Below are 25195 nucleotides of genomic sequence, written 5' to 3'. Positions count from 1 at the left end.
CAATGAGGGGGAGGCATCTCCCCTCCCTTCCCGAGCGTATCCACATTCCTGGGCATCGCGGCAGTCATGATCGTGATCTGGCTGCTGGTCTACGGGCCACCCTTTTCGGCATCCGATCGCTCGGAGCGATCCAACAACACCGAAGCCGGAGCTTCAAAATGAGCCACTCAAAATCAGCGAGCATCATGGATGCCCGCATCCTGTTGCCCGCCATCGGCGGTGCGTTCCGCAAGCTTGACCCGCGTACCCTGGCTAGGAACCCGGTGATGTTCGTCGTCGCCGTCGTCTCGGCGCTCACCACGGTGCTGTTCGTCAAGGACCTGGTCACCGGCGGCGGCAATCTCGGTTTCACGCTGCAGATCATCATCTGGCTGTGGTTCACCGTGCTGTTCGCCAATTTCGCCGAAGCCGTTGCCGAAGGCCGCGGCAAGGCGCAGGCCGATTCGCTGCGCAAGGCGCGCACCGAAACCCAGGCCAAGCTTTTGACCGGTGAAGACCGTACGAAATACAAACTCGTGCCCGGCACCAGCCTCAAGGTCGGCGATGCCGTGCTGGTCGAGGCCGGCGACATCATCCCGTCCGACGGCGAGGTGATCGAAGGCGTCGCTTCCGTCAACGAAGCGGCGATAACGGGTGAGTCCGCGCCAGTCATTCGCGAATCCGGCGGCGACCGGTCGGCGGTCACCGGCGGCACGCAGGTGCTGTCCGACTGGATCCGCGTGCGCATCACCGCCGCCTCCGGCCACACCTTCCTCGACCGCATGATCTCGCTGGTCGAAGGCGCGGAACGCCAGAAGACGCCAAACGAGATCGCGCTCAACATTCTGCTCGTCGGCATGACGCTGATCTTCGTTTTGGCCACGGCGACGATCCCGAGCTTCGCCTCCTATTCGGGCGGCTACATCTCGGTGACCGTTCTGGTCGCCCTGTTCGTGACCCTGATCCCGACGACGATCGGTGCGCTGCTGTCGGCCATCGGCATCGCCGGCATGGATCGCCTGGTGCGCTTCAACGTGCTGGCGATGTCGGGCCGCGCCGTCGAGGCCGCGGGCGACGTCGACACGCTGCTGCTCGACAAGACCGGCACGATCACGCTCGGCAACCGCCAGGCGACCGAGTTCCGCCCGGTCAAGGGCGTCACCGAGCAGGAACTGGCCGACGCGGCGCAACTGGCCTCGCTCGCCGACGAAACCCCGGAAGGCCGTTCGATCGTGGTGCTGGCAAAGGAGAAATACTCCATCCGCGCCCGCGACATGGCAACGTTGCACGCCGCCTTCGTGCCGTTCACCGCGCAGACCCGCATGAGTGGCGTCGATATCGACGGCTCCTCGGTGCGCAAGGGCGCGGTCGATTCCGTGCTCGCCCATGTCAGCCAGTCGACGGTCGCAGCCCACGCCACGCGGCCCGGCAGCGATACCGTCAGGGACCTCCAGGCGATCGCCGACGAGATCGCCAAGTCGGGCGGCACGCCGCTGGCGGTCGAGCGCGACGGGCGCCTGCTTGGCGTCGTCCACCTCAAGGACATCGTCAAGGGCGGCATCAGGGAGCGCTTCGCCGAGCTGCGCAAGATGGGCATCCGCACGGTGATGATCACCGGCGACAACCCGATGACGGCGGCGGCCATCGCCGCGGAAGCCGGCGTCGACGACTTCCTCGCCCAGGCGACGCCCGAGGACAAGCTCAAGCTGATCCGCGACGAACAGGCCAAGGGCAAGCTGGTCGCCATGTGCGGCGACGGCACCAACGATGCGCCGGCCCTTGCCCAGGCCGATGTCGGCGTCGCCATGAACACCGGCACGGTCGCCGCGCGCGAGGCCGGCAACATGGTCGACCTCGATAGCGATCCAACCAAGCTGATCGAGATCGTCGAGATCGGCAAGGCGCTGCTGATGACGCGCGGCTCGCTGACCACCTTCTCCATCGCCAACGACGTGGCCAAGTATTTCGCCATCATCCCGGCGATGTTCGCTGCCTTCTACATCGCGCCAGGGCAAACCACCGGCCCGTTGCAGGCGCTTAACGTCATGCATCTGGCAACGCCGCAGAGCGCCATCCTGTCGGCCATCATCTTCAACGCGTTGATCATCATCGCGCTGATCCCGCTGTCGCTGAAAGGCGTCAAATATCGTGCCATCGGCGCCGGCGCGCTGCTCAGCCGCAACCTGCTCGTCTACGGCCTTGGCGGTATCATCGTCCCCTTCGTAGGCATCAAGGCGATCGACATGATCGTCACCGCCCTCGGCCTCGCTTAAGGAACACGTCCATGCTCACCCAGATAAGACCCGCGATCATCATGATCGTCTTCTTCACGGTGTTGACCGGCCTGATCTATCCGATCGGCATGACCGGCATCGCCCAGGCGCTGTTCCCGCGTCAGGCCAATGGCAGCCTGATCGAGAAGGACGGCAAGGTCATCGGCTCCGAACTGATCGGCCAGGGCTTTGCCAGCGACCGATATTTCCACGGCCGACCCTCGGCTGCCGGCGACGGCTATAACGCCGCCGCCTCCGGCGGCAGCAATCTCGGCCCGACCAACCCCAAGTTGATCGATCGCATCAAGGGCGACGCCGAAAAACTGAAGGCGGAGAATCCGAACCAGCCCGTGCCGATCGACCTGGTGACGACGTCCGGCAGCGGCCTCGATCCTGATATCAGCCCCGAAGCGGCTTATTTCCAGGTCGCCCGTGTGGCCAAGGCCAGGGGAATCGATGAAGCCAAGGTCAAGGCGCTTGTCGTCAGCCAGGTCGAGGACAGGGAGCTCGGCTTCATGGGAGAACCGGTGGTCAACGTGCTCGGTCTCAACCTTGCTCTCGACGCCACGAAATAGTGAATGGTGGGGTCCGGGGATCGACAGGTTCCCCGGCGCCATCCATGATCGATGCTGATGCCGGACGACAGCCGCAACGAAACCAGACCTTCTCCCGACGCGCTGCTGGATCATGCCGAGCGGGAGGCGCGCGGCCGCCTGAGGATATTCCTGGGTGCGGCGCCCGGCGTCGGCAAGACCTACGAGATGCTGATGTCGGGCCGCGCCAGGCTGGCCGACGGCGTGGACGTGGTGATCGGCGTCGTCGAGACGCATGGCCGCAAGGAAACACTGGCCCTGGTCGAGGGCTATGAGGTCATTCCCCGCCGCAAGGTCGACTACAAGGGCCGCATCCTCGATGAGATGGATATCGACGCTATCCTCGCCCGTCGCCCGGCGCTGGTTCTCGTCGACGAGCTCGCCCACACCAACGCGCCCGGCAGCCGCCATCCCAAGCGCTATCTCGACGTCCAGGAAATCCTGACGCAAGGCATCGACGTCTACACGACGCTCAACATCCAGCATGTTGAAAGCCTGAACGATGTCGTCGCCCAGATCACCAAGGTCAGGGTCCGCGAGACGGTTCCCGATTCCATCATCGACCAGGCCGACGATGTCGAGATCATCGATCTCACCCCCGACGACCTGATCAAGCGGCTCGAGGAAGGCAAGGTCTATTTCCCCAACACCGCACAGCGCGCGATCGAGAACTATTTCTCGCCGGGCAATCTGACGGCGCTGAGGGAGCTGGCATTGCGCCGTACCGCCCAGCGCGTCGACGACCAGTTGCTGATCCATATGCAGGCCCATGCAATTCCCGGACCGTGGGCTGCCGGGGAAAGGGTCCTCGTGTGCCTCGACGCGCGCCCGGGAGGATCGGCCCGCGTGCGCTATGCACGCAGGCTCGCCGACCGGCTCCGCGCCCCGTGGACGGCACTGCATGTCGACAGCACCCGCTCGGCCAGCATGCCCGAGGAGGACAAGGACCGGCTCGCGACGAACCTGCGCCTCGCCCAACAACTTGGTGCCGAGGTGACGACCATTCCGGGTCAGAACGTGGCGCAGGATATCGTGCGTTATGCGACGGCGAACAATTTCACCCATATCGTGGTCGGCAGGCCGACCCGGTCGCGCTGGCGCGAATTGATCGAAGGCTCGCTCACCTATGATCTCATCCGCAATGCCGGCGACATCAGCGTCCATGTCATTTCGGGAAACGAACGCAACACCGATGCAACGTCGAGGAACGTCAAGGCGGCCGACGAGCAGTGGCAGTTCCAGATCTGGCCCTATCTCAAGGCCACGGCCTATGTCATGGGCTCGCTCGCCTTTGCCGTCCTGCTCGACCAGTTTCTCGACGTTCGCAACCTCGCCATCATCTTTCTCGTCGGGGTGCTGGCATCGGCGGTGACCGGCGGTCTGTGGCCGGCCCTGTACGCCTGTCTCCTCAGCGCCCTTGCGTTCAACTATTTTTTCCTGGAGCCGCGCTACACGCTGACGATCCGGGATCCGGAGAGCATTGTTGCGCTCGGCGTCTTCCTGGTTGTCGCCGTCATTGCCAGCAATCTGACGGTGCGCGTGCAGCGTCAGGCCATCGCCGCCCGCTCGCGGGCGCGGGCGACCGAGGATATCTACCTCTTTTCCAAGAAGCTCGCCGGTGCCGGTACGCTCGACGACGTTCTCTGGGCTACCGCCTTCCAGATCGCCTCGATGCTGAAGCTGCGGGTGGTGCTGCTGCTGCCGGAAGACGGAACGATCACCGTCAAGGCCGGCTATCCGCCCGACGACACGCTGGCCGAGGCCGACATCGCAGCCGCCCGTTGGGCCTGGGAGCACAACCGCGCCGCGGGACGCGGCGCCGACACGCTTCCGGGCGCCAAGCGCCTTTATCTTCCCTTGCGGACCGGGCGCACGGCCATCGGCGTCGTTGGCCTCGACAACGACAAGCAGGGCCCGCTGCTGACGCCCGAGCAGCAGCGCCTGCTCGATGCGCTGGCCGACCAGGCGGCGGTCGCCATCGAGCGCATCCAGCTTGTCGCCGACGTCGACCGCGCCAAGCTCGCGGCCGAGGCGGACAGGCTGCGCTCGGCCCTTCTCACCTCCATCTCGCATGATCTGAAGACGCCGCTCGCCGCCATCATGGGTGCGGCCGGCACGCTGCGGGAATTCGCGCCGGCTCTTCCCGAACAGGATCGGGCGGAACTGCTGACGACCGTGCTCGACGAATCCGAACGCCTGAACCGCTTCATCGCCAATCTGCTCGACATGACCAAGATCGAGTCCGGCGCGATGGAGCCGAACTACGCTTTCCATTATGTCGGCGACATCGTCGGTTCCGCCCTGCAGAGAGCCAGGAAAATCATCAGCGAGCACAAGACGGATATCGACATCCCGTCGGATTTGCCGATGTTGAAGGTCGACCCTGTCCTGTTCGAGCAGGCGCTGTTCAATCTCCTCGACAATGCGGCGAAATACGCGCCGCCCGGCTCGACGATCCGCGTACAGGGCTGGACCGACAATGGGTCCGTCATCCTGCAGATCATGGATGAGGGTCCTGGCATTCCCCCCGGCGATCTGGAACGGATTTTCGACACCTTCTATCGGGTGCGCAAGCGCGATCAGGTCCGCGCCGGCACCGGGCTTGGGCTGTCGATCTGCCGCGGCTTCATCGAGGCGATGGGTGGCACGATCTCGGCGGCAAACCGAACCGACCATTCGGGCGCGGTTTTCACCATCAAGATGCCGAAGCCGGCGAACCCGCCCGACCTCGGAGCCTCGACGGACGACGACGATGTGAGTGACTTGGCATGACAAACTCGAACGTCAGGATACTGGTTGTCGATGACGAGCCGCCGATCCGCAAGCTGCTGCGCGTCGGGCTCGGCAGCCAGGGCTACGCGATCAGCGAGGCGCCGAACGCCAGGGTGGCGATCGAGCTGATGGAGGGGGAGAAGCCTGACCTCGTCCTGCTCGACCTCGGCCTGCCCGGCATGAGCGGCCATGAGCTGTTGCGCAAATGGCGCGACGACGGTCTCGACATTCCTGTGGTCATCCTTTCCAGCCGCACCGACGAGGCTGGCATCGTCCAGGCTCTGGAACTTGGTGCCGACGACTATGTCACCAAGCCGTTCGGCATGAACGAGCTGGTGGCACGCATCCGCGTGGCGCTGCGTCACAAGTTCCAGCAGCAGGGCGAGAAGCCGGTGTTCCACACCGGCGACCTGTCCGTCGATCTGGTCAAACGCATCGTCAAGGTCGAAGGCAAGGACGTAAAACTCTCGCCGAAGGAATACGACATCCTCCGCATCCTGGTGCAGCATGCCGGCAAGGTGCTGACCCACCATTTCCTCTTGAAGCAGGTCTGGGGCGATTCGACCGACGTGCAGTATCTCAGGGTCTATGTCCGGCAGCTCAGGCAGAAGATCGAGAAGACCCCCGACCAGCCGCGCTACATCACCACCGAGACCGGTGTCGGCTACCGCCTGCGCGAGGTCGAGAGCGAGGGCCGTTCGACTTGACGCTCTAACCAACAGCCTCCTGCAGACGGTTTGCCGTCGACGATGCCCACAGGGCAGCCAGACAGCCGACAACGCCGAGCGGCACGAAGGCGAGGAACAGCCAGGAGGCGACATTTGCCGCCGCGTCATGGTTCAGCCCTTCCGAAAAACCGCTGGCATTTGCGACGATGCCGGCAAGTGCGGCACCCACCGCATAGCCGATGCGCTGCATGGTCGGCACCGCCGCCGAGGCGATGGTCTGCTCGCCCTCCGGGGCGGAGGCGACGATGACGCGCGTCAGGAACGGCCAGGCGATGCCGAAGCCGCCGCCTTGCAGCAGGGCGCAAAGCAGGATCAGCGGAATGGAGCCCAGCGGTATCGTGTAGGCAAAGCCGGCGATGCCTGCCGCGATCATCAGTGCGCCGCAGACAATGATCAGCCGTTCGCGCGCAGGCGGTGCATTGGCGACTAGGATCGACAGGATCGACCAGGCGATCGATTCGGCGGCGATGATGTAGCCGGTGGTGAGCAGCGGGATGTCGTGCAGGCTGGTCAGCAGCAGGGGTCCATAGACGCCGAAGGAACAGGTCGCCACCGAAAAGGCGGCAACCATAGTCATGCCGGCGCCGACTGGCGTGCGCCACGAGAACAGCCGTGCCGGAAAAAGCCGGGAGCGCGGCTTCAGCGCGTCGATGTAGAAGAACAGCACCAGGCCGATAAGGCCGAGGACCATCAGCAGCGAGGAGCGCAGCAAGGCGATGTCGACGCCGGCCGAGGCGATCAGCACCACGGCGACGGCCAGGCAGCCCAGTGCCGTGAACGGGAAGGGCGGTGGCTTGCCCGCACTGGCGACGGGTCGCGTCGCCTCCGGTGTGTTGAGCACGATGAAGCTTGCCAGCGCCATGGCGGTGCCGCCGAAGGTGAAGATGCCGAAGGCCCAGCGCCACGACAAAAGCTCGGTCATGATCGCGCCGAGCATCGGGCCGCTGAAGGCGGCGACGCCCCAGATCGCCGACATGATGCCGAAAAGCTGCGGCCAGATGGCGCGCGAGAACAGCCGCTCGACCGAGACGAAGGCCAGCGACACCAGCGCGCCGCCGCCAAGCCCCTCGATCAGGCGGCCGGCAAGGAACAATTGCATGGAAGGCGAGGTGGCGCAGATCAGCGCCCCAGCGGCATAGAGGAGCGCCGCAACCACCATGTTGGTGCGCAGCGGGACATAGCTCACCAGCCGTCCGGCCGCCGCGCCGGCAACGATGGCGCCGAGCTCATAGATCGCCAGCGACCAGCCGACGAGCTGCACGCCGGCCAGTTCGCCGACCATGGCCGGCATCACCGTCGCCACCATCGTCTCGTTGGTGGCGTGCAGCAGGATGCCGAGGCTGATGAAGCAGAAACGCGCCAGGTCGCCGCTCGCCCACAAAGCGCGCCAGTCGACCCTGTTTGTGCTGATTTCGGTCATTTCCCCCCCTGCCTTCCATATCTCGATGCCTGCGCATGGCGCCAGAAGCCAGCACGGGTTTCCGGCAGGACCATGCGCAGCAGGAGCGTGCATCGCGCGCCGCATCGATGGCGCTGCTGCATCGGGGCAGGCTTGTAAAACCTCAACCGGGGTTGAGCTCAAGCGAATTTTTTCGGGATATTACGAAGGTGACCGAGCGATCAATTCTCGGTGCTGCGCAACTGGAACTGGCTGACGCCGATCGCGAGGTTGATGCCAGTCTGCGTCTGCAGGCTGAGAGGCTGCAAGGTGAAGGCCTGCGAGGAGCCACCGACCAGCAGATTGGCGCCGGCGCCGACAGTGGCCGTCACCTCCGCGCTGGCGCCGAGATAGTCTCCGGCCAGTGCACCCGGCGCGTAGATGTTCTTCAGTGGCGACAGCACGATCCACTGCATCACCGTCTGCTTGCTCGTGCCGATGTCGAGGCCGTATTTGTTGACGGCGCCGAAATAGGCTTCCGGCGCGAAGCTCTTGTCGGCGGGATTGAAGGTGCAGCTCAAATCCTTGCTCGAGCCGAAGATGAAACCGGTGCCGCCGCCGATGGCACAATCCAGCACGCCGAGTTCGACGCCCCTGTCCTGCGCATGCGCCGTCCCGGCAAGCGCGGTGGCGAGTATGGCAGCAGCGATGGCTGTCTTCAGCATGGCGGTCCCCCCGAACGGCTCATCATTTCACGGAAACGCAGAACCGCTCTGTCTCTTTTGTTTGATGCAAAATCTTACGGCGCGGAACACCCTATCCGGTTCCGCGCCGCAGGTAGAGAGACCTTGGAGCGACGTGCGTCATTCGAACGTACAAACTACGCTGTCACTTTGAAACGGAGCCTTCAGCCCGGAGCTGAAAGGCTCCCTGCATTCACTTGAACGAGTGGATCAGCTCGAGCGAGGTCACGGCGACCGCGAGATTGACGCCGGTCTGTGCCTGCACGCTGAGCGGCTCCAGCATGAAGGCGCTGCCGAAGCCACCGACCAGCAGATTGGCGCCGCCCCCGGTCACCACGCTCGCCTCGGCGTTGACGCCGTAGTAGCCGCCGGCGAGATCGCCAGCCTCACGGTCGCGCGTCGCCGCCAGCACGGCCCAGACCAACTGGCCCTGATGCGTCTGGCCGAGATCGACGCCGATCTTGGAGATGACGCCGGTATAGTGCTCAGAAGGCCCGTGATGATAGGGACGGAAGGTGCAGTCGACGCCCTTGTTGGAGGCGACGATGTAAGCGGTGCCGCCGTCGATGGTGCAGTCGAGCGTGCCGAGTTGCAGCTTGCCGGCGCTGGCAGGGGCGACGGCGAACACCGTCGTGGCGAGGGCAGCGGCGCAGGCGAGTTTCTTGATCATGGAAGGGTCCTTTCGCAAATTGCTTGGAGTAACGGCTGGGGTGGCCGGACCGTTCCACCGAAAACTTGGCACGAACAAGGCAAGGGTCACCTCCTTGCGGCCGGGGTTAACGCGCGGTTGCTGGATTGACGGGTTTGCGGCGCCGCGCGCTCTTTCGGGCGCACAACGGGCAGCGCTTTGATTCGTGCCTGATGCATGTCGCTCAAAAGTGGCCCCGGTTTTGAGGCAACGACATGCATAGAAACGGGGACTTAAAGCGCGTCGACCCGCTTTTACGCGACGCGCCTTAAGTCGCTCCGCTGACGCGGGCGAGGCCATCCTTGGCTGGCTGGTATGTCGGATCAAGATGCACGGCTTCGCGGTAGGATTTCCCGGCCTTGACCTTGTCGCCGCGCCGCTCGTAGATCAGCGCCTGATTGGCCCAGGCCTCGGCGTTCTTGCCGTCGAGCTTGATCGCCATGTTGAAGTCGGCGAAGGCGTTGTCTTCATCGTTGGTGGCCAGGTAGGAAAGGCCGCGGCCGTTGTAGGGCTCGGCGGCGTCCGGCGCCAGCGAGATGGCGGTCGAGAAATCCTCGATGGCGAACTTGTGCTGGCCCTGGCTCTGATAGATCAGGCCGCGATTGTGGTAAGCGCGCGCATCGGTCGTGTCGAGCTGGATTGCCTTCTGGAAGTCGTTGAAGGCGTCCTGGGTGCGACCCGCCTTTCGGTACAGATTGCCACGGCCGATATAGGCGGCGTCATAATTGCCGTTGATCTGGATCGAATGGTTGTAGTCGTCGAGCGCGGCCTTCTGATTGCCGAGGAAGCGCTGGATGAGCGCGCGGTTCGAATAGGCCTGGAAGAAATTCGGGTTGAGCTCGATGGCGGTGTTGAAATCTTTGAGCGCCGCCTGGTACTGGCCGCCACGGCCATAGGCGGAGCCGCGCACATTGTAGCCTTCGGGATCCTGGGGATTGCGCTGGATTACCGCCGACAGCGAGGAAATGTTCTCGCTCGACCCCTGCGCCTTGTCGATGTTGTTGAATTCGCCGGTGGGGCCGGCCGTCTGGCAGCCGGCAAGCGCCAGCCCGGAAAGCAGGGCGGCCGTCAGGGCGAAACCGCGCAATGGGGTTCTGCGCTCCACGCTGATTGCGATCATGTCTGCCCTGTCCTCACTTCAGCCGCGTCGTTCAGGTCCGGGTCCCCCCTCCGGGCCGGGTCAAAATTGTCGCAAATTGTTAGAGCGTCCTTTGTGCGTCCAGGTTGGCGGACGCTGCTCTAAACAAAAAGGTGGCGGCGATTCCGCATCGCGCCACCTCTAGTATCCTTCGAAAAGGACGAAAAATTGGCGTTAGAACCGCGGCGGACGCGGAGCACCACCTGCACCGCCGGCGGCGCCAGCAGCAACCGGACGCGGCGTCATCGGCAGCAGACCTTCGCGCTGTGCACGCTTGCGGGCCAGCTTGCGCGCGCGGCGCACGGCTTCGGCCTTTTCACGGGCGCGCTTCTCGGACGGCTTCTCGTAGTGGCCGCGCATCTTCATTTCGCGGAAAATGCCTTCGCGCTGCATCTTCTTCTTGAGCGCGCGAAGCGCCTGATCAACGTTATTGTCGCGGACGAGTACCTGCACGGGCAATCCTGTCTTTCGGGTTTGATATCAACAGGCAAGCGGCCATAGCCACAAGCCTCCGCGGCGATTTACACCACGAATTGTGGCGGCTGATAGCAGAATCAGGCCGCGCTGTCCACAGCCGAAATGAACATCAGCGGCCAAACCGCAGCCGGTTTGCTGCTGGATAGGGAGCCGACTACGCCGTGGCGAGGTGCAGCCGCTCGAAATCTTCGAAGAACTCACCATAGTCGCAGGTGATCTCCTCGCCAGCCGCTATGTCGCGCGTCGCGGTTGCCTCGCCATATCGGGAGAAATCCGTGTTCGGATTTCCGGCATGGTTCATGAAGCGCCCATTGTCGACTTCATAGACCATGAAGCCTGGCCTATCCGGGCTTGGGTAGGCGTAGCGGTCGAGCAACTCCCTGAGATGCGACGATGCTGCCTTGTACTTCTCCATCGGGATCAGCCGGTCGAAATCCGGATCGAGCCGCCAGATCGAGGCGCCTTTCCTGATCGACTCGGCGGCGAACACGCCAACGCCCTCGATTGCGCTCGCAGCCACGTAGGTTCTGATCAGCATCATGGTTCCAGGACCCGTTTTGGCAAGAAGACCCGTTTCGACACGAAACGGCATCGCCAAATCGCGGCGAAAAAGCAAGTCCGGACGCCCACGTTGCGGCCATGAACACGCGTCCTGGCCGCGAAAACCGATCACGTCCGGTTGATCGACACGCCGCCATCGGCAAGCAATGCCGCTCCGGTGGTGAAGCTCGAGGCGTCGGAGGCGAGGTAGAGCGCCGAGCGGGCGATCTCCTCCGGTCCCGCGACACGCTTCAGCGCATGCAGGTTTTCCACGAAAGCCCGCGAATCAGGGGTCTTGAAGGTCGCCGCCGGCGTGTCGGTGCCGCCGGGGAGCAGTGCGTTGACCCGCACGCCTTTCGGGCCATATTCGGCCGCAAGCACCTGCGTCAGCCCGATCAGCCCGGCCTTGCTCGCGGCATAGCTGGTCATGCCGGGCATGCCGACGGTGTGACCGACGAAGGTGGAGGTGAAGATCAGCGATCCGCCGCCCCGCTCGACCATGGCCGGCACCTGGTATTTCGCGCCGAGAAACGCGCTGGTCAGGTTGGTGTCCAGCGTCTCTCGCCATCCCTCCAGCGACAGGTCCGAAATCGGTCCCATCTGGCCGACGGCGCCGGCATTGTTGAAGGCGATGTCGAGCCCGCCGAATTTTTCGACCGCCAGATCGACAAGGGCTTTTGCATAGGCTTCGTCGCGGACATCGCCGGCAAGGGCGACGGCCGTGCCGTCGGCATCCTCGATCTCGGCGACAAGCGCATCAAGCTCGGCCTGGCGGCGGGCGGCGACGACGACCTTGGCGCCTTCCTCTGCAAAGAGTTTCGCGGTGGCGCGGCCGATGCCGGAACTGGCGCCGGTGGCGATGGCGATCTTGTTGGCGAGTGCGAGCATGGAGTCGTCCTTCTGTCGGTCCTGTCTGGCCGACTGGTGCCGGCAACGAGGGCCTTGATCGCAGGCCATGCCCTCCGGCGACACCCGATACCTGCGCAGTTGGATCTTGCCGCCGGTCGTTGGAGAAGCGAACCAGCTCGCCACTCGCGAAAAGGCGAGGCGGTTGGGCGAATTATTGCCGCAACAGCCATCCCAGGCGGTCGAGCGAAAATGCGTAGCTGATGGCGATGAGCAGGGCGACGATGATGCCCGCGGTCGTGTAACCGGCCACATAGATTCCGGCGGCACCGCCGAACAGGATGACCAGTTCGAGCACCAGCCGCACCGCGCCCGGAACTGGCACGGGGGCACGGCCCGACCGGGTTGGATCGTTGAGCACGGCAAAGGTTCCCCACAAGACGGCCGCAATGAGCGGCAGGGCCAGAGCCAGGATCCAGCGCCACCATCCGTCGGAGACACCCCGGCCCGCCAGACCGAGGCCGAGCAAGGCGGCAAGCTCCAGCAGGAAGCGTAACGTCAAATTCCACCAGGCGTTGCCCATGATCGTCCTCCTTGAGTCCCGCGCCAGGCAATGTGACCGAAGGCGGCCATGGCGGCCAGATCGCATGCGTCTTTTTCGGCGCGGCGCAAAACGGCAAGCGCCGTCGCAAACAGCGCAAGGGTGGAAGCTGCGTTTCGCTAGTGATACACCTCGCGCGCCGGGGCCGAGTGAACGCCCTGCCGCCATTTGCGAGGCTGGAACGTTGAAGAAATATTCGGTATTCGCCATCGCCCGCGAGGCCATGCGCGGCCATAAGGGCTGGGAGGAGCAATGGTCCTCGCCTGAGCCGAAGAAGGAATACGACGTCATCATCGTCGGCGCCGGCGGCCATGGCCTGGCCACCGCCTATTATCTCGCCACGGTGCACGGCATCACCAATGTCGCGGTGCTGGAAAAGGGCTGGCTGGGCGGTGGCAACACCGGCCGCAACACCACCATCATCCGCTCCAACTATCTCTATGACGAGAGCGCCGGCATCTACGACCATGCGCTGAAGCTGTGGGACGGGCTCAGCCAGGAGCTCAACTACAACGTCATGTATTCGGCGCGCGGCGTCATGATGCTCGCCCACAATGTGCACGACATCCAGGTGCTGAAGCGCCATGTCCATGCCAACCGGCTGAACGGCATCGACAATGAATGGCTGTCGCCGGAACAGGCGAAGGAATTCTGCCCGCCGCTCAACCTCTCCAGGGATGCGCGCTATCCGGTCGTCGGTGCCGCGCTGCAGCGCCGCGGCGGCACGGCGCGCCACGATGCCGTCGCCTGGGGCTATGCGCGCGGCGCTTCGGCGCGCGGCGTCCACATCATCCAGAATTGCGAGGTCACCGGCGTCAAGCGGGCGCCGAACGGCGCGGTCATGGGCGTCGATACGACGCGCGGCTTCATCGGCGCCAAGAAGGTCGGTGTCGTCGCCGCCGGCCATTCCTCGGTCATCATGAACATGGCCGGCGTGCGCATGCCGCTGGAAAGCTATCCGCTGCAGGCGCTGGTGTCGGAGCCGGTCAAGCCGGTGGTGCCGTGCGTGGTGATGTCGAACACGGTGCACGCCTATATCTCGCAGTCCGACAAGGGCGAGCTTGTGATCGGCGCCGGCACCGATCAGTATGTCTCCTATTCGCAGACCGGCGGTCTGCACATCCTGCAGCACACGCTCGACGCCATCTGCGAGATGTTCCCGATCTTCACGCGCATGAAGATGCTGCGTTCGTGGGGCGGCATCGTCGACGTCACGCCGGATCGCTCGCCGATCCTGGCCAAGACGCCGGTGCCCGGCCTCTATGTCAATTGCGGCTGGGGCACGGGCGGCTTCAAGGCGACGCCGGGCTCGGGGCATGTCTTTGCTCATACCATCGCCAGGGACGATCCGCATCCGATCAACGCGCCCTTCACCATCGAGCGCTTCCGCACCGGCCGGCTCATCGACGAGGCGGCAGCGGCGGCGGTGGCGCACTGATGATGGCGCAGATGGCTGTCGCCATGCCGCTGATGCTGGCGGGGGAACAGGGCATGTTCCATTTTCCCTCGGCGGACGAAGTGCGTACGCAGCCGATCAGCCGCGCCGGGAACGAGGCCGGATGGCCGTTTTCCGTCGACGACGGCATGCTGGCCTGCGTGTGGAGCGGCGGCCAGAAGGTGGTCATGTTCCTGGAGAACGGGCCTTCCGATCTCGGCGAGGTCGAAACATTCGAGCCGCGCCGCGTCATCGTCACGACCGATCCGATGCAACTCACGATCGGCAACATGGCGTATCGCGACCTGTTTCGTCCGGCTGCAAGCGTGGAAGAGCGCATCCGCCTCGTCGCGCCTTTTGCAACCATGGGCCAAAAGCTTTGCGACCAACCCGCCGGCGCTCACGTCGGCCACGGCGAATTGTAGGAACGAACCAGATGCTTCTCATCCGCTGCCCCTATTGCGAGGAAGAGCGCCCGGAGCTCGAGTTCCGCAACGCCGGCGAGGCGCATATCGCGCGCTCGGCCAACATCGCTGGCGAGACCGACGACGATTTCGAAAAGTTCTTCTTCATCCGCTCGAATCCCAAGGGCATCATCCATGAGCGCTGGCGGCACATGCATGGCTGCGCCCGCTTCTTCAATGCGGTGCGCGACACCGTCACCGACAAGTTCGTCATGACCTACAAGGCCGGCGAACCGAAGCCGTCGAAGCTGCCCAAAATCTCCAACGAAGTGGTTGCCAAATGAGCGGCGCGTTCCGCATTCCCGGCGCCGGTCGCCTCAAGCAGGCCAAGACCGCGCGGTTCAGCTTCGATGGCCAGTCCTACGCCGGCGTCGAGGGTGATACGTTGGCCTCGGCGCTGCTCGCCAATGGCGTCCACCTCGTCGGCCGCTCGTTCAAGTATCACCGTCCGCGCGGCATCCTGTCGGCGGGCGCGGAAGAGCCGAACGCGCTGGTTGAGATCAAGCGCGACGCGGCGCGCAAGACGCCGAATGTGCGGGCCACCGTGCAGGAGCTCTATGACGGGCTTGCCGCGCAGTCGCAGAACCGCTGGCCGTCACTGTCGTTCGACGTTGGTGCGGTCAACGACATCGCTTCGCCGCTGTTTTCGGCCGGCTTCTACTACAAGACCTTCATGTGGCCGAAGGCGGCGTGGAAGAGCCTCTACGAGCCGAAGATCCGCGCCGCGGCCGGGCTTGGCGTTTCCCCCGATCAGCCGGATCCCGACCATTACTCGTCGCGCTATGCGCATTGCGACGTGCTGGTGCTGGGCGGCGGTGCGGCGGGCATCGCGGCCGCACTTGCCGCGGCCGAGACCGGGGTGCGCGTCATCCTCGCCGATGAGCAGGCCGAGTTCTGCGGCAGCCTGCGTTTCGAGACCGGCGCCAGGATCGACGGCCAGGACGGTTTTGCCTGGGCACAGGCGGCGGTGGCCAGGCTCCAAGGCATGGACAATGTCCGCGTGCTCTCGCGCACGACGGCCTTCGGCTATTACGCGCAGAATTTCGTCGGCCTGGTCGAACGTGTCAGCGATCATCTAGCAACCCCTGGTCACGATCTGACGCGTGAGCGGCTGTGGCAGGTTCGCGCCAAGCGCGTGGTGCTCGCCTCCGGGGCCATCGAACGGCACATGGTGTTCGCCGACAATGACCGGCCGGGCATCATGTTGGCCGGTGCGGCGCGCACCTATCTCAACCACTATGGCGTCGCGGTCGGCAAGAATGTCGGCGTCTACACCGCCAATGATTCCGCCTATGCGGCGGCGATCGACCTGAAGAAGGCCGGCGTCGACGTGGCGGCGATCGTCGACCTGCGCGACCATCCGACAGGGCCGGTGATCGATGAGGCGAGGGCGCTCGGCATCGAGGTCAATTTCGGCCGCGCGGTGATCCGCGCCGGCGGCAAGCTCAGGGTGTCGTCGATGACCGTGCAGCCAAAGAATGGCGGCGGCGAACGCACCATCCCGGTCGATGCGATCCTGATGTCGGCCGGCTGGACGCCGTCCGTGCATCTGTTCTCGCAGTCGCGCGGCAAGGTCGCCTTCAACGACGAGACCAAGCGCTTCGTGCCGGGCACCTATGCGCAGGATTGCGTCTCGGTCGGCGCCTGCAACGGCACCGACGGACTGTCCGCGACGGTCGACGAAGCCTATGCGGCGGGCGCCAAGGCGGCCAAGGATGCCGGCTCGAAAACCGCCAAGGGAAACAAGCCGAAGGTCGACGCCTCGGAGAGCTGGTCGCGTGGCATGCTGGGTGCTGCCCCCGGCGCCGGGCCGGACACGACGGTCAAGGCCTTCGTCGATTTCCAGAACGACGTCACCGCCAAGGATATCCGCCAGGCGGTGCATGAAGGCATGCGCTCGATCGAGCACGTCAAGCGCTTCACCACCAACGGCATGGCGACCGACCAGGGCAAGACCTCCAACATGCACGGCCTGGCGATTGCCGCCGAGACGATCGGCAAGCCGATCCCGGAAGTCGGCCTGACCACGTTCCGGGCGCCGTATACGCCGGTGACCTTCGGCGCGATCGTCAGCCATGCGCGCGGTCCGCTGTTCGACCCGACGCGCAAGACGGCGATCCATCCGTGGGCCGAAGCCCAGGGCGCCGTGTTCGAGGATGTCGGGCAGTGGAAGCGCGCCTGGTATTTCCCCAAGGCCGACGAAGACATGCACGCCGCGGTCGACCGTGAATGCGTCGCGGTGCGCAATACGGCCGGCCTGTTCGATGCCTCGACGCTGGGCAAGATCGAAGTGGTCGGGCCGGACGCGGCCAAGTTCATGGAACTGCTCTACACCAACCCGTGGGAGAAGCTGGAGCCGGGCCGATGCCGCTATGGCATCATGCTGCGCGAGGACGGCTTCATCTATGATGACGGCGTCGTCGGCCGGCTGGCGCCCGACCGTTTCCATGTGACGACGACGACAGGCGGCGCGCAGCGCGTCATGAACCACATGGAGGATTATCTCCAGACCGAGTTCCCGCAGCTCAATGTCTGGCTGACCTCGATCACCGAGCAGTGGGCGGTCATCGCCGTGCAAGGGCCGAAGTCGCGCGACATCATCGCGCCGCTGGTCGAAGGCATCGACATGTCCGACGAGGCGCTGCCGCATATGTCGGTGCGCGAAGGCAAGATCTGCGGCGTGCCGACCCGGCTGTTCCGCATGTCGTTCACCGGCGAGCGTGGCTTCGAGGTCAACGTGCCGGCCGACTATGGCCAGGCCGTCTGGGAGGCGCTTTGGGCCGAGGGCCGGAAGCATGGTGCCGCCGCCTACGGCACCGAGGCGATGCATGTGCTGCGCGCCGAAAAGGGCTACATCATCGTCGGCCAGGACACCGACGGCACGGTGACGCCGAACGACGCCGGTCTCGACTGGGCGGTCGGCAAGAAGAAGGCCGACTTCGTCGGCATTCGCGGCATGGCGCGGCCGGATCTGGTCGCCAAGGGCCGCAAGCAGCTGGTCGGTCTCAAGACCAAAGATCCGAAGGTGGTCCTGGAAGAGGGTGCTCAGATCGTCGAGGATCCCAAGCAGGCGATCCCGATGAAGATGATCGGCCACGTCACCTCCAGCTACTGGTCGGAAAATTGCGGCCGCTCGATCGCGCTGGCGCTGGTTGCCGGCGGCCGCGACCGCATGGGCGACACGCTCTATGTGCCGATGCCAAACGGGGTGATCGAAGTGGAGGTTGCCGGCATGGTGTTCTTCGACGAGACGGGAGGGCGCCTCAATGGCTAAGGCTGCTGCGAAAAAAGCTGCTGTTGCCGCGCCATCGGTCGAGCGCCGCCCGGCGTTGGCCGGGCGCACCACCATCGCGACCGGCGTCAAGGTCGAGGTTCTGCCGCCTGCCGATCGCATCTCGCTGCGCGCGCCGGAGGCTTCGGTGGCAGCACTGTCGAAGGCGCTCGGCGTGACCTTGCCGACAAAGCCGAAGACCTCGGCCACGAAGGCAGGCCGCACCGCTTTGTGGCTCGGCCCCGACGAATGGCTGGTCATCGATGAAGCCGGCAGTGATCCGCTCGCCGATTGCGCCAAGGTTACTTTGCTGCATTCGGCGGTCGGCATTTCGCATCGCAACATCGCGATTGCCGTTACCGGTGCCGGGGCTACGGCGACGATCAACGCGGGCTGCCCGCAGGATCTGTCGCTCGAAGCCTTCCCGGTGGGGGCGGCGTCGCGCACCATCCTGGGCAAGGCCGAGATCGTGCTGTTGCGCAACGGCCCTGACGCCTTCCGGGTCGAGTGCTGGCGTTCCCTCTCGGACTATGTCTTTACTTTCCTGTCCGAGGGATCGCGGGACGCAGCGGTCTGAACTTGGAACGTTTTGCAGGGCACGCTCGTTCTGCATCCGTACGCCGAGGGAGAATGCCGATGCCGTCGAATTCCGCGCCGAAGTCGCCGGTCAAAAAGAGCGCTGCCGTTCGCTCGCTCGAACATGAGCAACACGAAGAGTCCAGCGCCGAAGAGGAACTCGAGGAAGGCCTCGAGGACACCTTTCCGGCCAGCGATCCGGTGTCGATAACCAGTACGTCCATCTCCGGCGCTCCGGCGAAGCCGGGCAAGGCCAAAACTGTGCAAGGGCGCAAGAAGCGCACGACGTAGTTTCCATCGGACCAGGCCGGATCGGACCTTCTCAATCCCATTGGACATGCTATTTAAAGCGCTTTGGGAGAGAAAAATGCCGACAAAAGCCATTGTTTGGGGCGAGAACGTCCACGAGCAGACCAATGCCGCCGTGCGCGACCTTTATCCCAAGGGCATGCATGGCACCATTGCCGCGGCGCTCAACCAGGACAAGGGCATCGAGGCGACCACCGCCACCTTGCAGGAGCCCGAGCATGGCTTGAGCGAGAAACGCCTGGCCGCCACCGACGTGCTGCTGTGGTGGGGCCATGCCGCCCATGGCGAGGTCAAGGACGAGATCGTCGAGCGGGTGCAGAAGCGGGTGTGGGAAGGCATGGGGCTGATCGTGCTCCATTCCGGCCACTACTCGAAGATTTTCAAGCGGCTGATGGGGACGCCCTGTTCGTTGAAATGGCGTGAGGCGGGCGAGCGCGAGCGTGTCTGGGCGATCAACCGCAGCCACCCGATCGCTCAAGGCATCGGCGAGTGCCTGGAGATCGGCGAGACGGAAATGTATGGTGAGCCCTTCGCGGTGCCGGAGCCGCTCGAGACGGTGTTCGTCTCCTGGTACGAAGGCGGCGAGGTGTTCCGGTCCGGGCTGACCTACCAGCGCGGCGCCGGCAGGATCTTCTACTTTTCGCCGGGCCACGAGACCTATCCGATCTACCACAATGAGGGCGTGCAGCAGGTGCTGCGCAACGCTGTGCACTGGGCGCACAACCCGGCGCCGGCCTGGTCCGGCATCACCAATGCGCCGAACGTGCCTACGGATGCGGCCAAGGAGAAGATCGTCCAGAAAGGGCTGCGCCTGCATGCCGATGGTGAAAGGGTTTGAGCTAAATGGGGTTTGATGAATGGGGCCTGAACTGATGGGGGCCAAGCCGACGCACCGGCTGCTTCTGCTCGGCACCGGCGGCATTGCCGGGCATCATGTCGAGGAATTCGCAAAAATCCCGGGCTGCCGCATCGTCGCTTGCGTCGATCAGGTGCCGGGCCGCGCGGCGGCGTTCGCCGCCGCCAACACAATCGGCGATTTTTTCGAGAGCCTGGAAGCGGCGATCGCCTGGGGTCAGTTCGATGCCGCCATCAACGCGACGCCGGATGGTGCGCACATGGCAACGACGCTGGCGCTGCTTGCCGCCGGCAAGCACGTGTTCTGCGAAAAGCCGCTGGCGCCGAACCATGCCGATGCGCTGGCAATGACAGAAGCCGCCGAAGCGGCCGGGGTCGTCAACATGGTCAACCTGACCTATCGCAACTCACCGGCGATCCAGGAAGCACGGCGCATGGTGCAGGCCGGCGAGATCGGCGAATTGCGCCATGTCGAGGCGAGCTACCGGCAAAGCTGGCTGGTCAGCAAATCGTGGGGCGACTGGCGGGTCGAGGATAAATGGCTGTGGCGCCTGTCGAGCCGGCACGGCTCGACAGGCGTGCTCGGCGATGTCGGCATTCATATCCTTGACTTCGCCACCTATGGTGCGGCGCAGGATATCGTCAGCCTGCACGCTGATCTGGTGACGTTTCCGAAGGCCGAGGGCGAGCGCATCGGCGACTATGTGCTGGACGCCAACGACAGCGTGGCAATGATGGCGCGGCTCACCACCGGCGCGCTGGCCACGATCGTGGCCAGCCGCTACACGACCGGCCACGCCAACGACCTCTCGTTGGCCATGCACGGCACCAAGGGCGCCATCAAGGTCGAGACCGACGGCAAGGCCTCGAACCTGTCCGCTTGCCTGGGCAAGGATGTCGATCAGCAGCGCTGGCGAGCGCTTGCCATGCCGGATGTCAAACGCAACGCCCGGCGTTTTGCCGATGCGCTGGATGCCGGCCAGAACGGCGAGCCGTCCTTCCGGCGCGCCGCTGACATGCAGAAGCTGATCGACGCGGCTTTCGAAAGTTCTGCGGTTCGAGGGCCAATCTCAATCCGCTGATGACCGGAACGTCATTTCTGGAACCGAACGTTCCGCCAGGCCGGCTTTTGATTTGCGCCGGCCTCGGCTTTTGATCTGGTCAGCGGATGTCAGAATGTGCTCGGCACGATCCACGGATTGATGCTGATGCCGAGCCGCGGGCCCTTGCCTTCAGCTGTGTTTTCCGTGGCGCCCTTCTTCTCGACCGAGCCGGTCGAAGTGCAATCGAGCTTCACATGGGTCCTGGTGTCGACGCAGGTCGCGGACGGTGCCTGCTTGACCGGCTGGGTGGCGCTGGCGGCGAAGGCCGAGCCCGAAAGCGCCAGCACGGCGGCGAGGGTGAGGAGTGTCTTTTTCATCGTCAGTCTCCGTTTTCGACGGTTGAATTTCTTCGTACATGTACGATACGGTGTACATATACGAGCGGAGATGCCGGCGTTCAAGTCAGAAAACGTACATGTACGATGAATTTTATTGAACTTTTATTGAACGCCGAAAATCGCGGCGTTCTGGCATAGCCGAGCGCTCCAATCGGTCGTTGGTAGTGATCAGAGCCTGTGAAGGGTGTCGCTCAGCAGTTGACTGGCGTCTCGGTCAGCGGCGGCACATTCTGCGTGCTGAGCGTGGCAAGCGTGAAATCGCACATCCGCTTCACGAAGGCCTGCGGGTCGCCGAAGGGATAGAACGGAAAGGTGATCAGCAGCGAGATCGTGCCATGGCCGACCGCCCACAGCATGGTGGCGATGGCGCGCGGGTCGCCCTGCAACTTGCCGGCGGCGACGCAGGCCTCGACCCTGCTGATCAGCGCGTTCATCGCCGGGTTGCTCTCTTCCATGTCCTCGTACCTCCTGCCTTCCGGCAGCTTGGTCTTCTCGGTCATGAACACGGTGCGGTATTCGTTGGGATTGCCGAGCCCGAAAGCGGCATATTCGGTCATGACCGCCTGCAATGCCTCGATCGGATCGTCGGAGGTATGCTCCTCGATGCGGCGGGCAAGCGTCTCGAACGCATCCTCGGCCAGCGCGAACAGGATGTCCTGCTTGTCGGCGAAGTAGGAGTAGACCGACATCGGCGCGTAGCCGACCCGCTTGGCCAATTTGCGGATAGTCAGGCCTTCATAGCCTTCTTCCTGGACGAGCTTGTGCGCGGCCTCGACCAGCTCGGAGCGCAGTTCGGCTTTCTGTTTCTCGCGGCGTTTCTGGACGCTCGGCGGCAAGATCTCGTGCCTTCGTTGGGTTGGTGCCTGGCTAAATTATATACGCTGTACGAAAACGAACAAGGGCGCGACAGGTTCCCAAACGGCATGCATCAGATCGCGCCGACGCCGCCGTCGATGGCCAGCGCATGGCCGGTCATGAAGGAATTGGCCGGGTCGGCGGCGAACAGGATGGCGGTGGTGATTTCGTCGACTTCGGCCACCCGCTTCATCGGCACGCCACGCGTCAGTTCGGCCAACGCCTCTGTTTCCGGCGCGCCGGAGACGCGCACGACGCCGTCGACCATGGCCGTCCTCGTGTGGGCTGGGCAGATGGCGTTGATGCGCAGGCCCTTGGTAGCGTATTCGACCGCCGCCGAGCGGGTCAGGCCGACGACGCCGTGCTTGGCGGCGGCATAGACCGAAAGTTTCGGCGCGCCGGACAGGCCGGCGGCCGAGGCGATGTTGACGATGGCGCCGCCCTTGCCGGTCGCCTTGAACTGCCGCTCCATCTGCGGGATCTGATGCTTCATGGCATAGAACACACCGAGCAGATCGACCTCCAGCACGCGGCGCGCCTCGTCCGAGGGGACTTGCGGCAAGCGCACGAAGCTCTGGACGATGCCGGCATTGTTGATGGCGACATCCAGCAGGCCGAATTTTTCGGCCGCCAGCCTGACCAGGTCCTCGGACAGTTTTTCGTCAGTGATGTTGCCGGCGAGGATCGCCGTCTCGGCCTGCAGCGTGCCTGCGAGATCGTCCAGCGCCTTTTCATCGATGTCCGACAGAACCAGCCGAGCGCCTTCGGTGGCAAAGCCTTTCGCCGCACCCCGGCCAAGCCCGCCGGCAGCACCGGTGATCAGCACGGTTGCTCCCTCGAAGCGGCGCATCATGTCTCCTTGTCGAGCAGTTTCACGGCAAGATGCGACAGCAGTTTCACCGCCTCGCCATAGGTTTTGGCCTTTTCGGGATTGGAGGCGTTGCCGTCCAGCGCCCGCCTGAAGACGCCCTGGCAGATCGCCGCCAGCCGGAAGAAAGAGAAGGCCAGGAAGAAGGTCCAGTTGCCGATGCCGGTGAGCCCGCGCCGCCGGCAGTAGGCGGCGACATAATCCGCTTCCGAGGGCAGGCCGAGCGAGCGCCGATCGATGCCGCCCAGGCCGCGAAAGCCCGAGGCGTGCGGCAGGCGCCACTGCATGCACTGATAGGCGATGTCGGCAAAGGGGTGGCCGAGCGTCGAGAGTTCCCAGTCGAGCACCGCCAGCACTTGAGGCCGATCGGGAGCGAAGATCAGATTGTCCAGCCGGTAGTCGCCATGCACCAGCGAGACGCGGCCGTCATCGGCGGGCCTGTGCGTCTCCAGCCAGGCAATCAGCCGGTCCATGTCGGCAACGGTGCCGGTCTCCGAGGCGCGGTACTGGCTGGTCCAGCGCGCCAGCTGGCGCTCGAAATAATTGCCCGGCCGGCCGAAATCGCCCAGACCCGCGGCCGCGACATCGATATCGTGCAGGGCCGCCAGCGTTGCATTCATGGCATCGTAGATGGCGGCGCGTTCTTCATTGTCGCGAGCTTCCGGCAGCGCCGGATCCCAGAAGATGCGGCCGTCGAGGAAATCCATGACGTAGAACATGCGGCCGATCGGCGAAACCTCCGCCGACAGATGCAGCATCCGCGGCACCGGCACGGCGCTGCCGGCAAGTGCCTTCATCACGGTGAATTCGCGGTCGACCTGATGCGCCGATTTCAGCAACTGCCCGGGCGGCTTGGCGCGTAGCACATAGCGGCCGCTTGCCGCCGTCAGCAGATAGGTCGGGTTCGATTGGCCGGATTTGAACTTTTCGATGGAGAGGAGCCCGGAAAAGCCTGATATGTTCGCCTCGAGGTATGGCGCAAGCGCTGCCTGGTCGAGAACGTTCGGATCGCTCATGCCGTCTCGGGCTGGCGTTCGATCAAGGTCAGCGTCAGCCAGCGCGCGGTCAGTGCCGGTTTCTTCGAGCCCTCGATCTCGATCGTCACGTCATGCGCGGTCTGCACCCAGCCCGATGGCCTGACCTTGACGTCGGCCAGCACGAAACGGGTGCGGATGCGCGCGCCGGTCTTCACCGGCGCCAGGAAGCGCAGCGAATCGAAGCCGTGGTTGACGCCCATCTTGCCGTTTTCCAACGGCGGCATGGTCTCGAAGGTCATCGCCGACAACAGCGACAGGGACAGGAAGCCGTGTGCGATGGTGCCGCCGAACGGCGTCTCGCGCATGGCGCGCTCCGGGTCGCAGTGGATGAACTGGTGGTCGTCGGTGGCGTCGGCGAACTGGTCGATCATGCGCTGCGTGACCACACGCCACGGCGACACGCCAACCTCCTTGCCGACACTGGCCAGAAGCAAATCGAGACTGATCGGTTCCACGCGGATGTCCTCCAGTTCACCCCCGGCTCCGGCCGGAAAATGTCATTCCTTGAACAAGGTCAGCCCATGCTGCACCGACTGTCCGCCGTCGATCGGCAGGATGGCGCCGGTGACATAGCTGCCTGCACGGCTGCACAAATAGAGCGTTGCGCCGGCAATGTCATCCGGTGCGCCGATACGGCCGATCGGAACATGGCTGCCGACATGTCTGGCCTGTTCCTGCGTGCCGGTGGCAAATGCCGTCATGCGGCTCTGGAAGGGGCCGGGCGCGAAGGCGTTGACGGTGATGCGGCGGGCGGCGAACTCGAGCGCCAGGGTGCGCGTCAGATGATGGACCGCGGCCTTCGACGCCGTGTAGGAATAGGCGTCGTCGGCCAGCGGCTGCGTGCCCATCACCGAACCCAGGTTGATCACCCGGGCCGGATCGGCATCGCTGGCGGCGGCATCGAGCAACGGCAGCAATTCGCGCGTCAGATGGAAGACCGCGGTGACATTGACGCCCAGGACCTTGGCCCATGCCGAATAGGGGAAGCTCTCCAGCGGCGCGCCCCAGGACACGCCGGCATTGTTGACCAGGACGTTCAGGTGGTTGGTGCGCGCCTTGACCTCGGCGACGAGTGCCGCAATACCGGCCTCACTGGAGACATCGCCAGTAAAGCCTTCGGCTCGGCCCGGTACACCAAGCCCGTTCAGTTCAGCTGCGACCTTGATGCAATCCTCGCCCTTGCGCGAGGCGATCATCACGCTGGCGCCCGCCTTCACCAGCGCGGTTGCCGCCATGCGGCCGATGCCGGTCGCCGCTCCCGTCACCAGCGCGGTCTTGCCGGCCACCGAAAACAGCTCGTCCAGATAGCTCATCACAATCCTCCGTGC

26 protein-coding genes are annotated in these 25195 nt (G+C 64.5%); 12 read left to right on the top strand and 14 right to left on the bottom strand.

The window, feature by feature from the left end; translation table 11 throughout:
• Nucleotides 1-158: 158 nt before the first annotated feature.
• From kdpB to ACFSOZ_RS26635, 4 genes are read left to right on the top strand one after another with little or no spacing between them, the layout of a single operon-like run.
• Complete coding sequence (gene kdpB / locus ACFSOZ_RS26650) at nt 159-2252, top strand: potassium-transporting ATPase subunit KdpB (RefSeq protein ID WP_379102847.1); 2094 nt, start codon at nt 159-161, stop codon at nt 2250-2252.
• Between the two features lie 11 nt (nt 2253-2263).
• A complete protein-coding gene (gene kdpC / locus ACFSOZ_RS26645) occupies nt 2264-2827 on the top strand; it encodes a potassium-transporting ATPase subunit KdpC (protein ID WP_379102846.1) in 564 nt (187 codons plus the stop codon).
• 57 nt (nt 2828-2884) lie between these two features.
• Nucleotides 2885-5617, top strand: a complete 2733-nt coding sequence (locus ACFSOZ_RS26640) for a DUF4118 domain-containing protein (RefSeq protein WP_379102843.1) — start codon at nt 2885-2887, stop codon at nt 5615-5617.
• Complete coding sequence (locus tag ACFSOZ_RS26635) at nt 5614-6324, top strand: response regulator transcription factor (RefSeq protein WP_379102841.1); 711 nt, start codon at nt 5614-5616, stop codon at nt 6322-6324. The genes ACFSOZ_RS26640 and ACFSOZ_RS26635 overlap by 4 nt, the downstream gene beginning before the upstream one ends.
• Before the next feature lie 4 nt (nt 6325-6328).
• Here the strand turns inward: ACFSOZ_RS26635 and ACFSOZ_RS26630 are convergent, their stop codons facing one another.
• The 8 genes from ACFSOZ_RS26630 to ACFSOZ_RS26595 form a co-directional block, all read right to left on the bottom strand.
• Nucleotides 6329-7765 (bottom strand): MFS transporter, encoded by a 1437-nt coding sequence (locus tag ACFSOZ_RS26630; protein ID WP_379102839.1) that lies wholly within the window; start codon nt 7763-7765, stop codon nt 6329-6331.
• 200 nt (nt 7766-7965) lie between these two features.
• Nucleotides 7966-8448, bottom strand: coding sequence for a DUF992 domain-containing protein (locus ACFSOZ_RS26625; protein WP_379102837.1), 483 nt, complete (start codon nt 8446-8448; stop codon nt 7966-7968).
• Between the two features lie 211 nt (nt 8449-8659).
• The gene (locus ACFSOZ_RS26620) at nt 8660-9136 is read right to left on the bottom strand and encodes a DUF992 domain-containing protein (protein WP_379102835.1); all 477 of its coding nucleotides are present in this window, start codon (nt 9134-9136) and stop codon (nt 8660-8662) included.
• Nucleotides 9137-9422: 286 nt separating this feature from the next.
• Entirely contained in the window at nt 9423-10274 is an 852-nt protein-coding gene (locus ACFSOZ_RS26615; protein WP_379102834.1) for a tetratricopeptide repeat protein, read from the bottom strand.
• A 192-nt stretch (nt 10275-10466) separates the two neighbouring features.
• The gene (gene rpsU / locus ACFSOZ_RS26610) at nt 10467-10745 is read right to left on the bottom strand and encodes a 30S ribosomal protein S21 (protein WP_023810129.1); all 279 of its coding nucleotides are present in this window, start codon (nt 10743-10745) and stop codon (nt 10467-10469) included.
• 178 nt (nt 10746-10923) lie between these two features.
• Nucleotides 10924-11310: an SET domain-containing protein gene (locus ACFSOZ_RS26605; protein WP_379102831.1), complete on the bottom strand. Its 387-nt coding sequence runs from the start codon at nt 11308-11310 to the stop codon at nt 10924-10926.
• A gap of 128 nt (nt 11311-11438) precedes the next feature.
• Nucleotides 11439-12197 carry an SDR family oxidoreductase gene (locus ACFSOZ_RS26600; protein WP_379102828.1) on the bottom strand — a complete coding sequence of 253 codons (759 nt, stop codon included), beginning with the start codon at nt 12195-12197 and terminating at the stop codon, nt 11439-11441.
• A gap of 172 nt (nt 12198-12369) precedes the next feature.
• Nucleotides 12370-12738: a YrdB family protein gene (locus ACFSOZ_RS26595; RefSeq protein WP_379102826.1), complete on the bottom strand. Its 369-nt coding sequence runs from the start codon at nt 12736-12738 to the stop codon at nt 12370-12372.
• 202 nt (nt 12739-12940) lie between these two features.
• Here ACFSOZ_RS26595 and ACFSOZ_RS26590 point away from each other — a divergent pair, with 202 nt between their 5' ends.
• The 8 genes from ACFSOZ_RS26590 (at nt 12941) to ACFSOZ_RS26555 (ending at nt 20748) form a co-directional block, all read left to right on the top strand.
• A complete protein-coding gene (locus ACFSOZ_RS26590) occupies nt 12941-14194 on the top strand; it encodes a sarcosine oxidase subunit beta (protein WP_379102824.1) in 1254 nt (417 codons plus the stop codon).
• Complete coding sequence (locus tag ACFSOZ_RS26585; RefSeq protein ID WP_379102823.1) at nt 14194-14616, top strand: hypothetical protein; 423 nt, start codon at nt 14194-14196, stop codon at nt 14614-14616. The genes ACFSOZ_RS26590 and ACFSOZ_RS26585 overlap by 1 nt, the downstream gene beginning before the upstream one ends.
• Before the next feature lie 11 nt (nt 14617-14627).
• Complete coding sequence (locus tag ACFSOZ_RS26580) at nt 14628-14939, top strand: sarcosine oxidase subunit delta (protein ID WP_379102820.1); 312 nt, start codon at nt 14628-14630, stop codon at nt 14937-14939.
• Nucleotides 14936-17929 (top strand): sarcosine oxidase subunit alpha, encoded by a 2994-nt coding sequence (locus ACFSOZ_RS26575; protein WP_379102818.1) that lies wholly within the window; start codon nt 14936-14938, stop codon nt 17927-17929. The genes ACFSOZ_RS26580 and ACFSOZ_RS26575 overlap by 4 nt, the downstream gene beginning before the upstream one ends.
• Nucleotides 17922-18503, top strand: a complete 582-nt coding sequence (locus ACFSOZ_RS26570) for a sarcosine oxidase subunit gamma (protein WP_379102816.1) — start codon at nt 17922-17924, stop codon at nt 18501-18503. The genes ACFSOZ_RS26575 and ACFSOZ_RS26570 overlap by 8 nt, the downstream gene beginning before the upstream one ends.
• Before the next feature lie 59 nt (nt 18504-18562).
• Complete coding sequence (locus tag ACFSOZ_RS26565) at nt 18563-18793, top strand: hypothetical protein (RefSeq protein WP_379102813.1); 231 nt, start codon at nt 18563-18565, stop codon at nt 18791-18793.
• Nucleotides 18794-18869: 76 nt separating this feature from the next.
• Nucleotides 18870-19649: a ThuA domain-containing protein gene (locus ACFSOZ_RS26560; RefSeq protein ID WP_379102810.1), complete on the top strand. Its 780-nt coding sequence runs from the start codon at nt 18870-18872 to the stop codon at nt 19647-19649.
• Between the two features lie 19 nt (nt 19650-19668).
• Nucleotides 19669-20748: a Gfo/Idh/MocA family protein gene (locus ACFSOZ_RS26555; RefSeq protein WP_379102808.1), complete on the top strand. Its 1080-nt coding sequence runs from the start codon at nt 19669-19671 to the stop codon at nt 20746-20748.
• A gap of 89 nt (nt 20749-20837) precedes the next feature.
• Here the strand turns inward: ACFSOZ_RS26555 and ACFSOZ_RS26550 are convergent, their stop codons facing one another.
• From ACFSOZ_RS26550 to ACFSOZ_RS26525, 6 genes are all read right to left on the bottom strand, one after another.
• Nucleotides 20838-21086, bottom strand: coding sequence for a DUF680 domain-containing protein (locus ACFSOZ_RS26550; RefSeq protein WP_379102807.1), 249 nt, complete (start codon nt 21084-21086; stop codon nt 20838-20840).
• Nucleotides 21087-21298: 212 nt separating this feature from the next.
• Entirely contained in the window at nt 21299-21943 is a 645-nt protein-coding gene (locus ACFSOZ_RS26545) for a TetR/AcrR family transcriptional regulator (RefSeq protein ID WP_379102805.1), read from the bottom strand.
• Nucleotides 21944-22035: 92 nt separating this feature from the next.
• Nucleotides 22036-22812, bottom strand: coding sequence for an SDR family NAD(P)-dependent oxidoreductase (locus ACFSOZ_RS26540; protein WP_379102803.1), 777 nt, complete (start codon nt 22810-22812; stop codon nt 22036-22038).
• The gene (locus tag ACFSOZ_RS26535) at nt 22812-23846 is read right to left on the bottom strand and encodes a phosphotransferase family protein (RefSeq protein WP_379102801.1); all 1035 of its coding nucleotides are present in this window, start codon (nt 23844-23846) and stop codon (nt 22812-22814) included. Before ACFSOZ_RS26535 ends, ACFSOZ_RS26540 begins: the two co-directional genes overlap by 1 nt.
• Nucleotides 23843-24328, bottom strand: coding sequence for a MaoC family dehydratase (locus ACFSOZ_RS26530; protein WP_379103251.1), 486 nt, complete (start codon nt 24326-24328; stop codon nt 23843-23845). The genes ACFSOZ_RS26535 and ACFSOZ_RS26530 overlap by 4 nt, the downstream gene beginning before the upstream one ends.
• 36 nt (nt 24329-24364) lie before the next feature.
• Entirely contained in the window at nt 24365-25180 is an 816-nt protein-coding gene (locus ACFSOZ_RS26525; protein ID WP_379102798.1) for an SDR family oxidoreductase, read from the bottom strand.
• Nucleotides 25181-25195 lie beyond the last annotated feature (15 nt).

Source organism: Mesorhizobium newzealandense (assembly GCF_042682145.1).
GTDB lineage: Bacteria > Pseudomonadota > Alphaproteobacteria > Rhizobiales > Rhizobiaceae > Mesorhizobium > Mesorhizobium newzealandense.
Note: the sequence above shows the minus strand (reverse complement) of the source record. Positions and strands in the feature narration are given on the sequence as shown.

What these genes read in the sequence shown, in the direction of transcription:
- kdpB (WP_379102847.1), top strand. Translation starts at nt 159, where the DNA reads ATGAGCCACTCAAAATCAGCGAGCATCATGGATGCCCGCATCCTGTTG.
- kdpC (WP_379102846.1), top strand. Translation starts at nt 2,264, where the DNA reads ATGCTCACCCAGATAAGACCCGCGATCATCATGATCGTCTTCTTCACG.
- ACFSOZ_RS26640 (WP_379102843.1), top strand. Translation starts at nt 2,885, where the DNA reads ATGCCGGACGACAGCCGCAACGAAACCAGACCTTCTCCCGACGCGCTG.
- ACFSOZ_RS26635 (WP_379102841.1), top strand. Translation starts at nt 5,614, where the DNA reads ATGACAAACTCGAACGTCAGGATACTGGTTGTCGATGACGAGCCGCCG.
- ACFSOZ_RS26630 (WP_379102839.1), bottom strand. Translation starts at nt 7,765, where the DNA reads ATGACCGAAATCAGCACAAACAGGGTCGACTGGCGCGCTTTGTGGGCG.
- ACFSOZ_RS26625 (WP_379102837.1), bottom strand. Translation starts at nt 8,448, where the DNA reads ATGCTGAAGACAGCCATCGCTGCTGCCATACTCGCCACCGCGCTTGCC.
- ACFSOZ_RS26620 (WP_379102835.1), bottom strand. Translation starts at nt 9,136, where the DNA reads ATGATCAAGAAACTCGCCTGCGCCGCTGCCCTCGCCACGACGGTGTTC.
- ACFSOZ_RS26615 (WP_379102834.1), bottom strand. Translation starts at nt 10,274, where the DNA reads ATGATCGCAATCAGCGTGGAGCGCAGAACCCCATTGCGCGGTTTCGCC.
- ACFSOZ_RS26605 (WP_379102831.1), bottom strand. Translation starts at nt 11,310, where the DNA reads ATGATGCTGATCAGAACCTACGTGGCTGCGAGCGCAATCGAGGGCGTT.
- ACFSOZ_RS26600 (WP_379102828.1), bottom strand. Translation starts at nt 12,197, where the DNA reads ATGCTCGCACTCGCCAACAAGATCGCCATCGCCACCGGCGCCAGTTCC.
- ACFSOZ_RS26595 (WP_379102826.1), bottom strand. Translation starts at nt 12,738, where the DNA reads ATGGGCAACGCCTGGTGGAATTTGACGTTACGCTTCCTGCTGGAGCTT.
- ACFSOZ_RS26585 (WP_379102823.1), top strand. Translation starts at nt 14,194, where the DNA reads ATGATGGCGCAGATGGCTGTCGCCATGCCGCTGATGCTGGCGGGGGAA.
- ACFSOZ_RS26580 (WP_379102820.1), top strand. Translation starts at nt 14,628, where the DNA reads ATGCTTCTCATCCGCTGCCCCTATTGCGAGGAAGAGCGCCCGGAGCTC.
- ACFSOZ_RS26575 (WP_379102818.1), top strand. Translation starts at nt 14,936, where the DNA reads ATGAGCGGCGCGTTCCGCATTCCCGGCGCCGGTCGCCTCAAGCAGGCC.
- ACFSOZ_RS26570 (WP_379102816.1), top strand. Translation starts at nt 17,922, where the DNA reads ATGGCTAAGGCTGCTGCGAAAAAAGCTGCTGTTGCCGCGCCATCGGTC.
- ACFSOZ_RS26565 (WP_379102813.1), top strand. Translation starts at nt 18,563, where the DNA reads ATGCCGTCGAATTCCGCGCCGAAGTCGCCGGTCAAAAAGAGCGCTGCC.
- ACFSOZ_RS26560 (WP_379102810.1), top strand. Translation starts at nt 18,870, where the DNA reads ATGCCGACAAAAGCCATTGTTTGGGGCGAGAACGTCCACGAGCAGACC.
- ACFSOZ_RS26555 (WP_379102808.1), top strand. Translation starts at nt 19,669, where the DNA reads ATGGGGCCTGAACTGATGGGGGCCAAGCCGACGCACCGGCTGCTTCTG.
- ACFSOZ_RS26550 (WP_379102807.1), bottom strand. Translation starts at nt 21,086, where the DNA reads ATGAAAAAGACACTCCTCACCCTCGCCGCCGTGCTGGCGCTTTCGGGC.
- ACFSOZ_RS26540 (WP_379102803.1), bottom strand. Translation starts at nt 22,812, where the DNA reads ATGCGCCGCTTCGAGGGAGCAACCGTGCTGATCACCGGTGCTGCCGGC.
- ACFSOZ_RS26535 (WP_379102801.1), bottom strand. Translation starts at nt 23,846, where the DNA reads ATGAGCGATCCGAACGTTCTCGACCAGGCAGCGCTTGCGCCATACCTC.
- ACFSOZ_RS26525 (WP_379102798.1), bottom strand. Translation starts at nt 25,180, where the DNA reads ATGAGCTATCTGGACGAGCTGTTTTCGGTGGCCGGCAAGACCGCGCTG.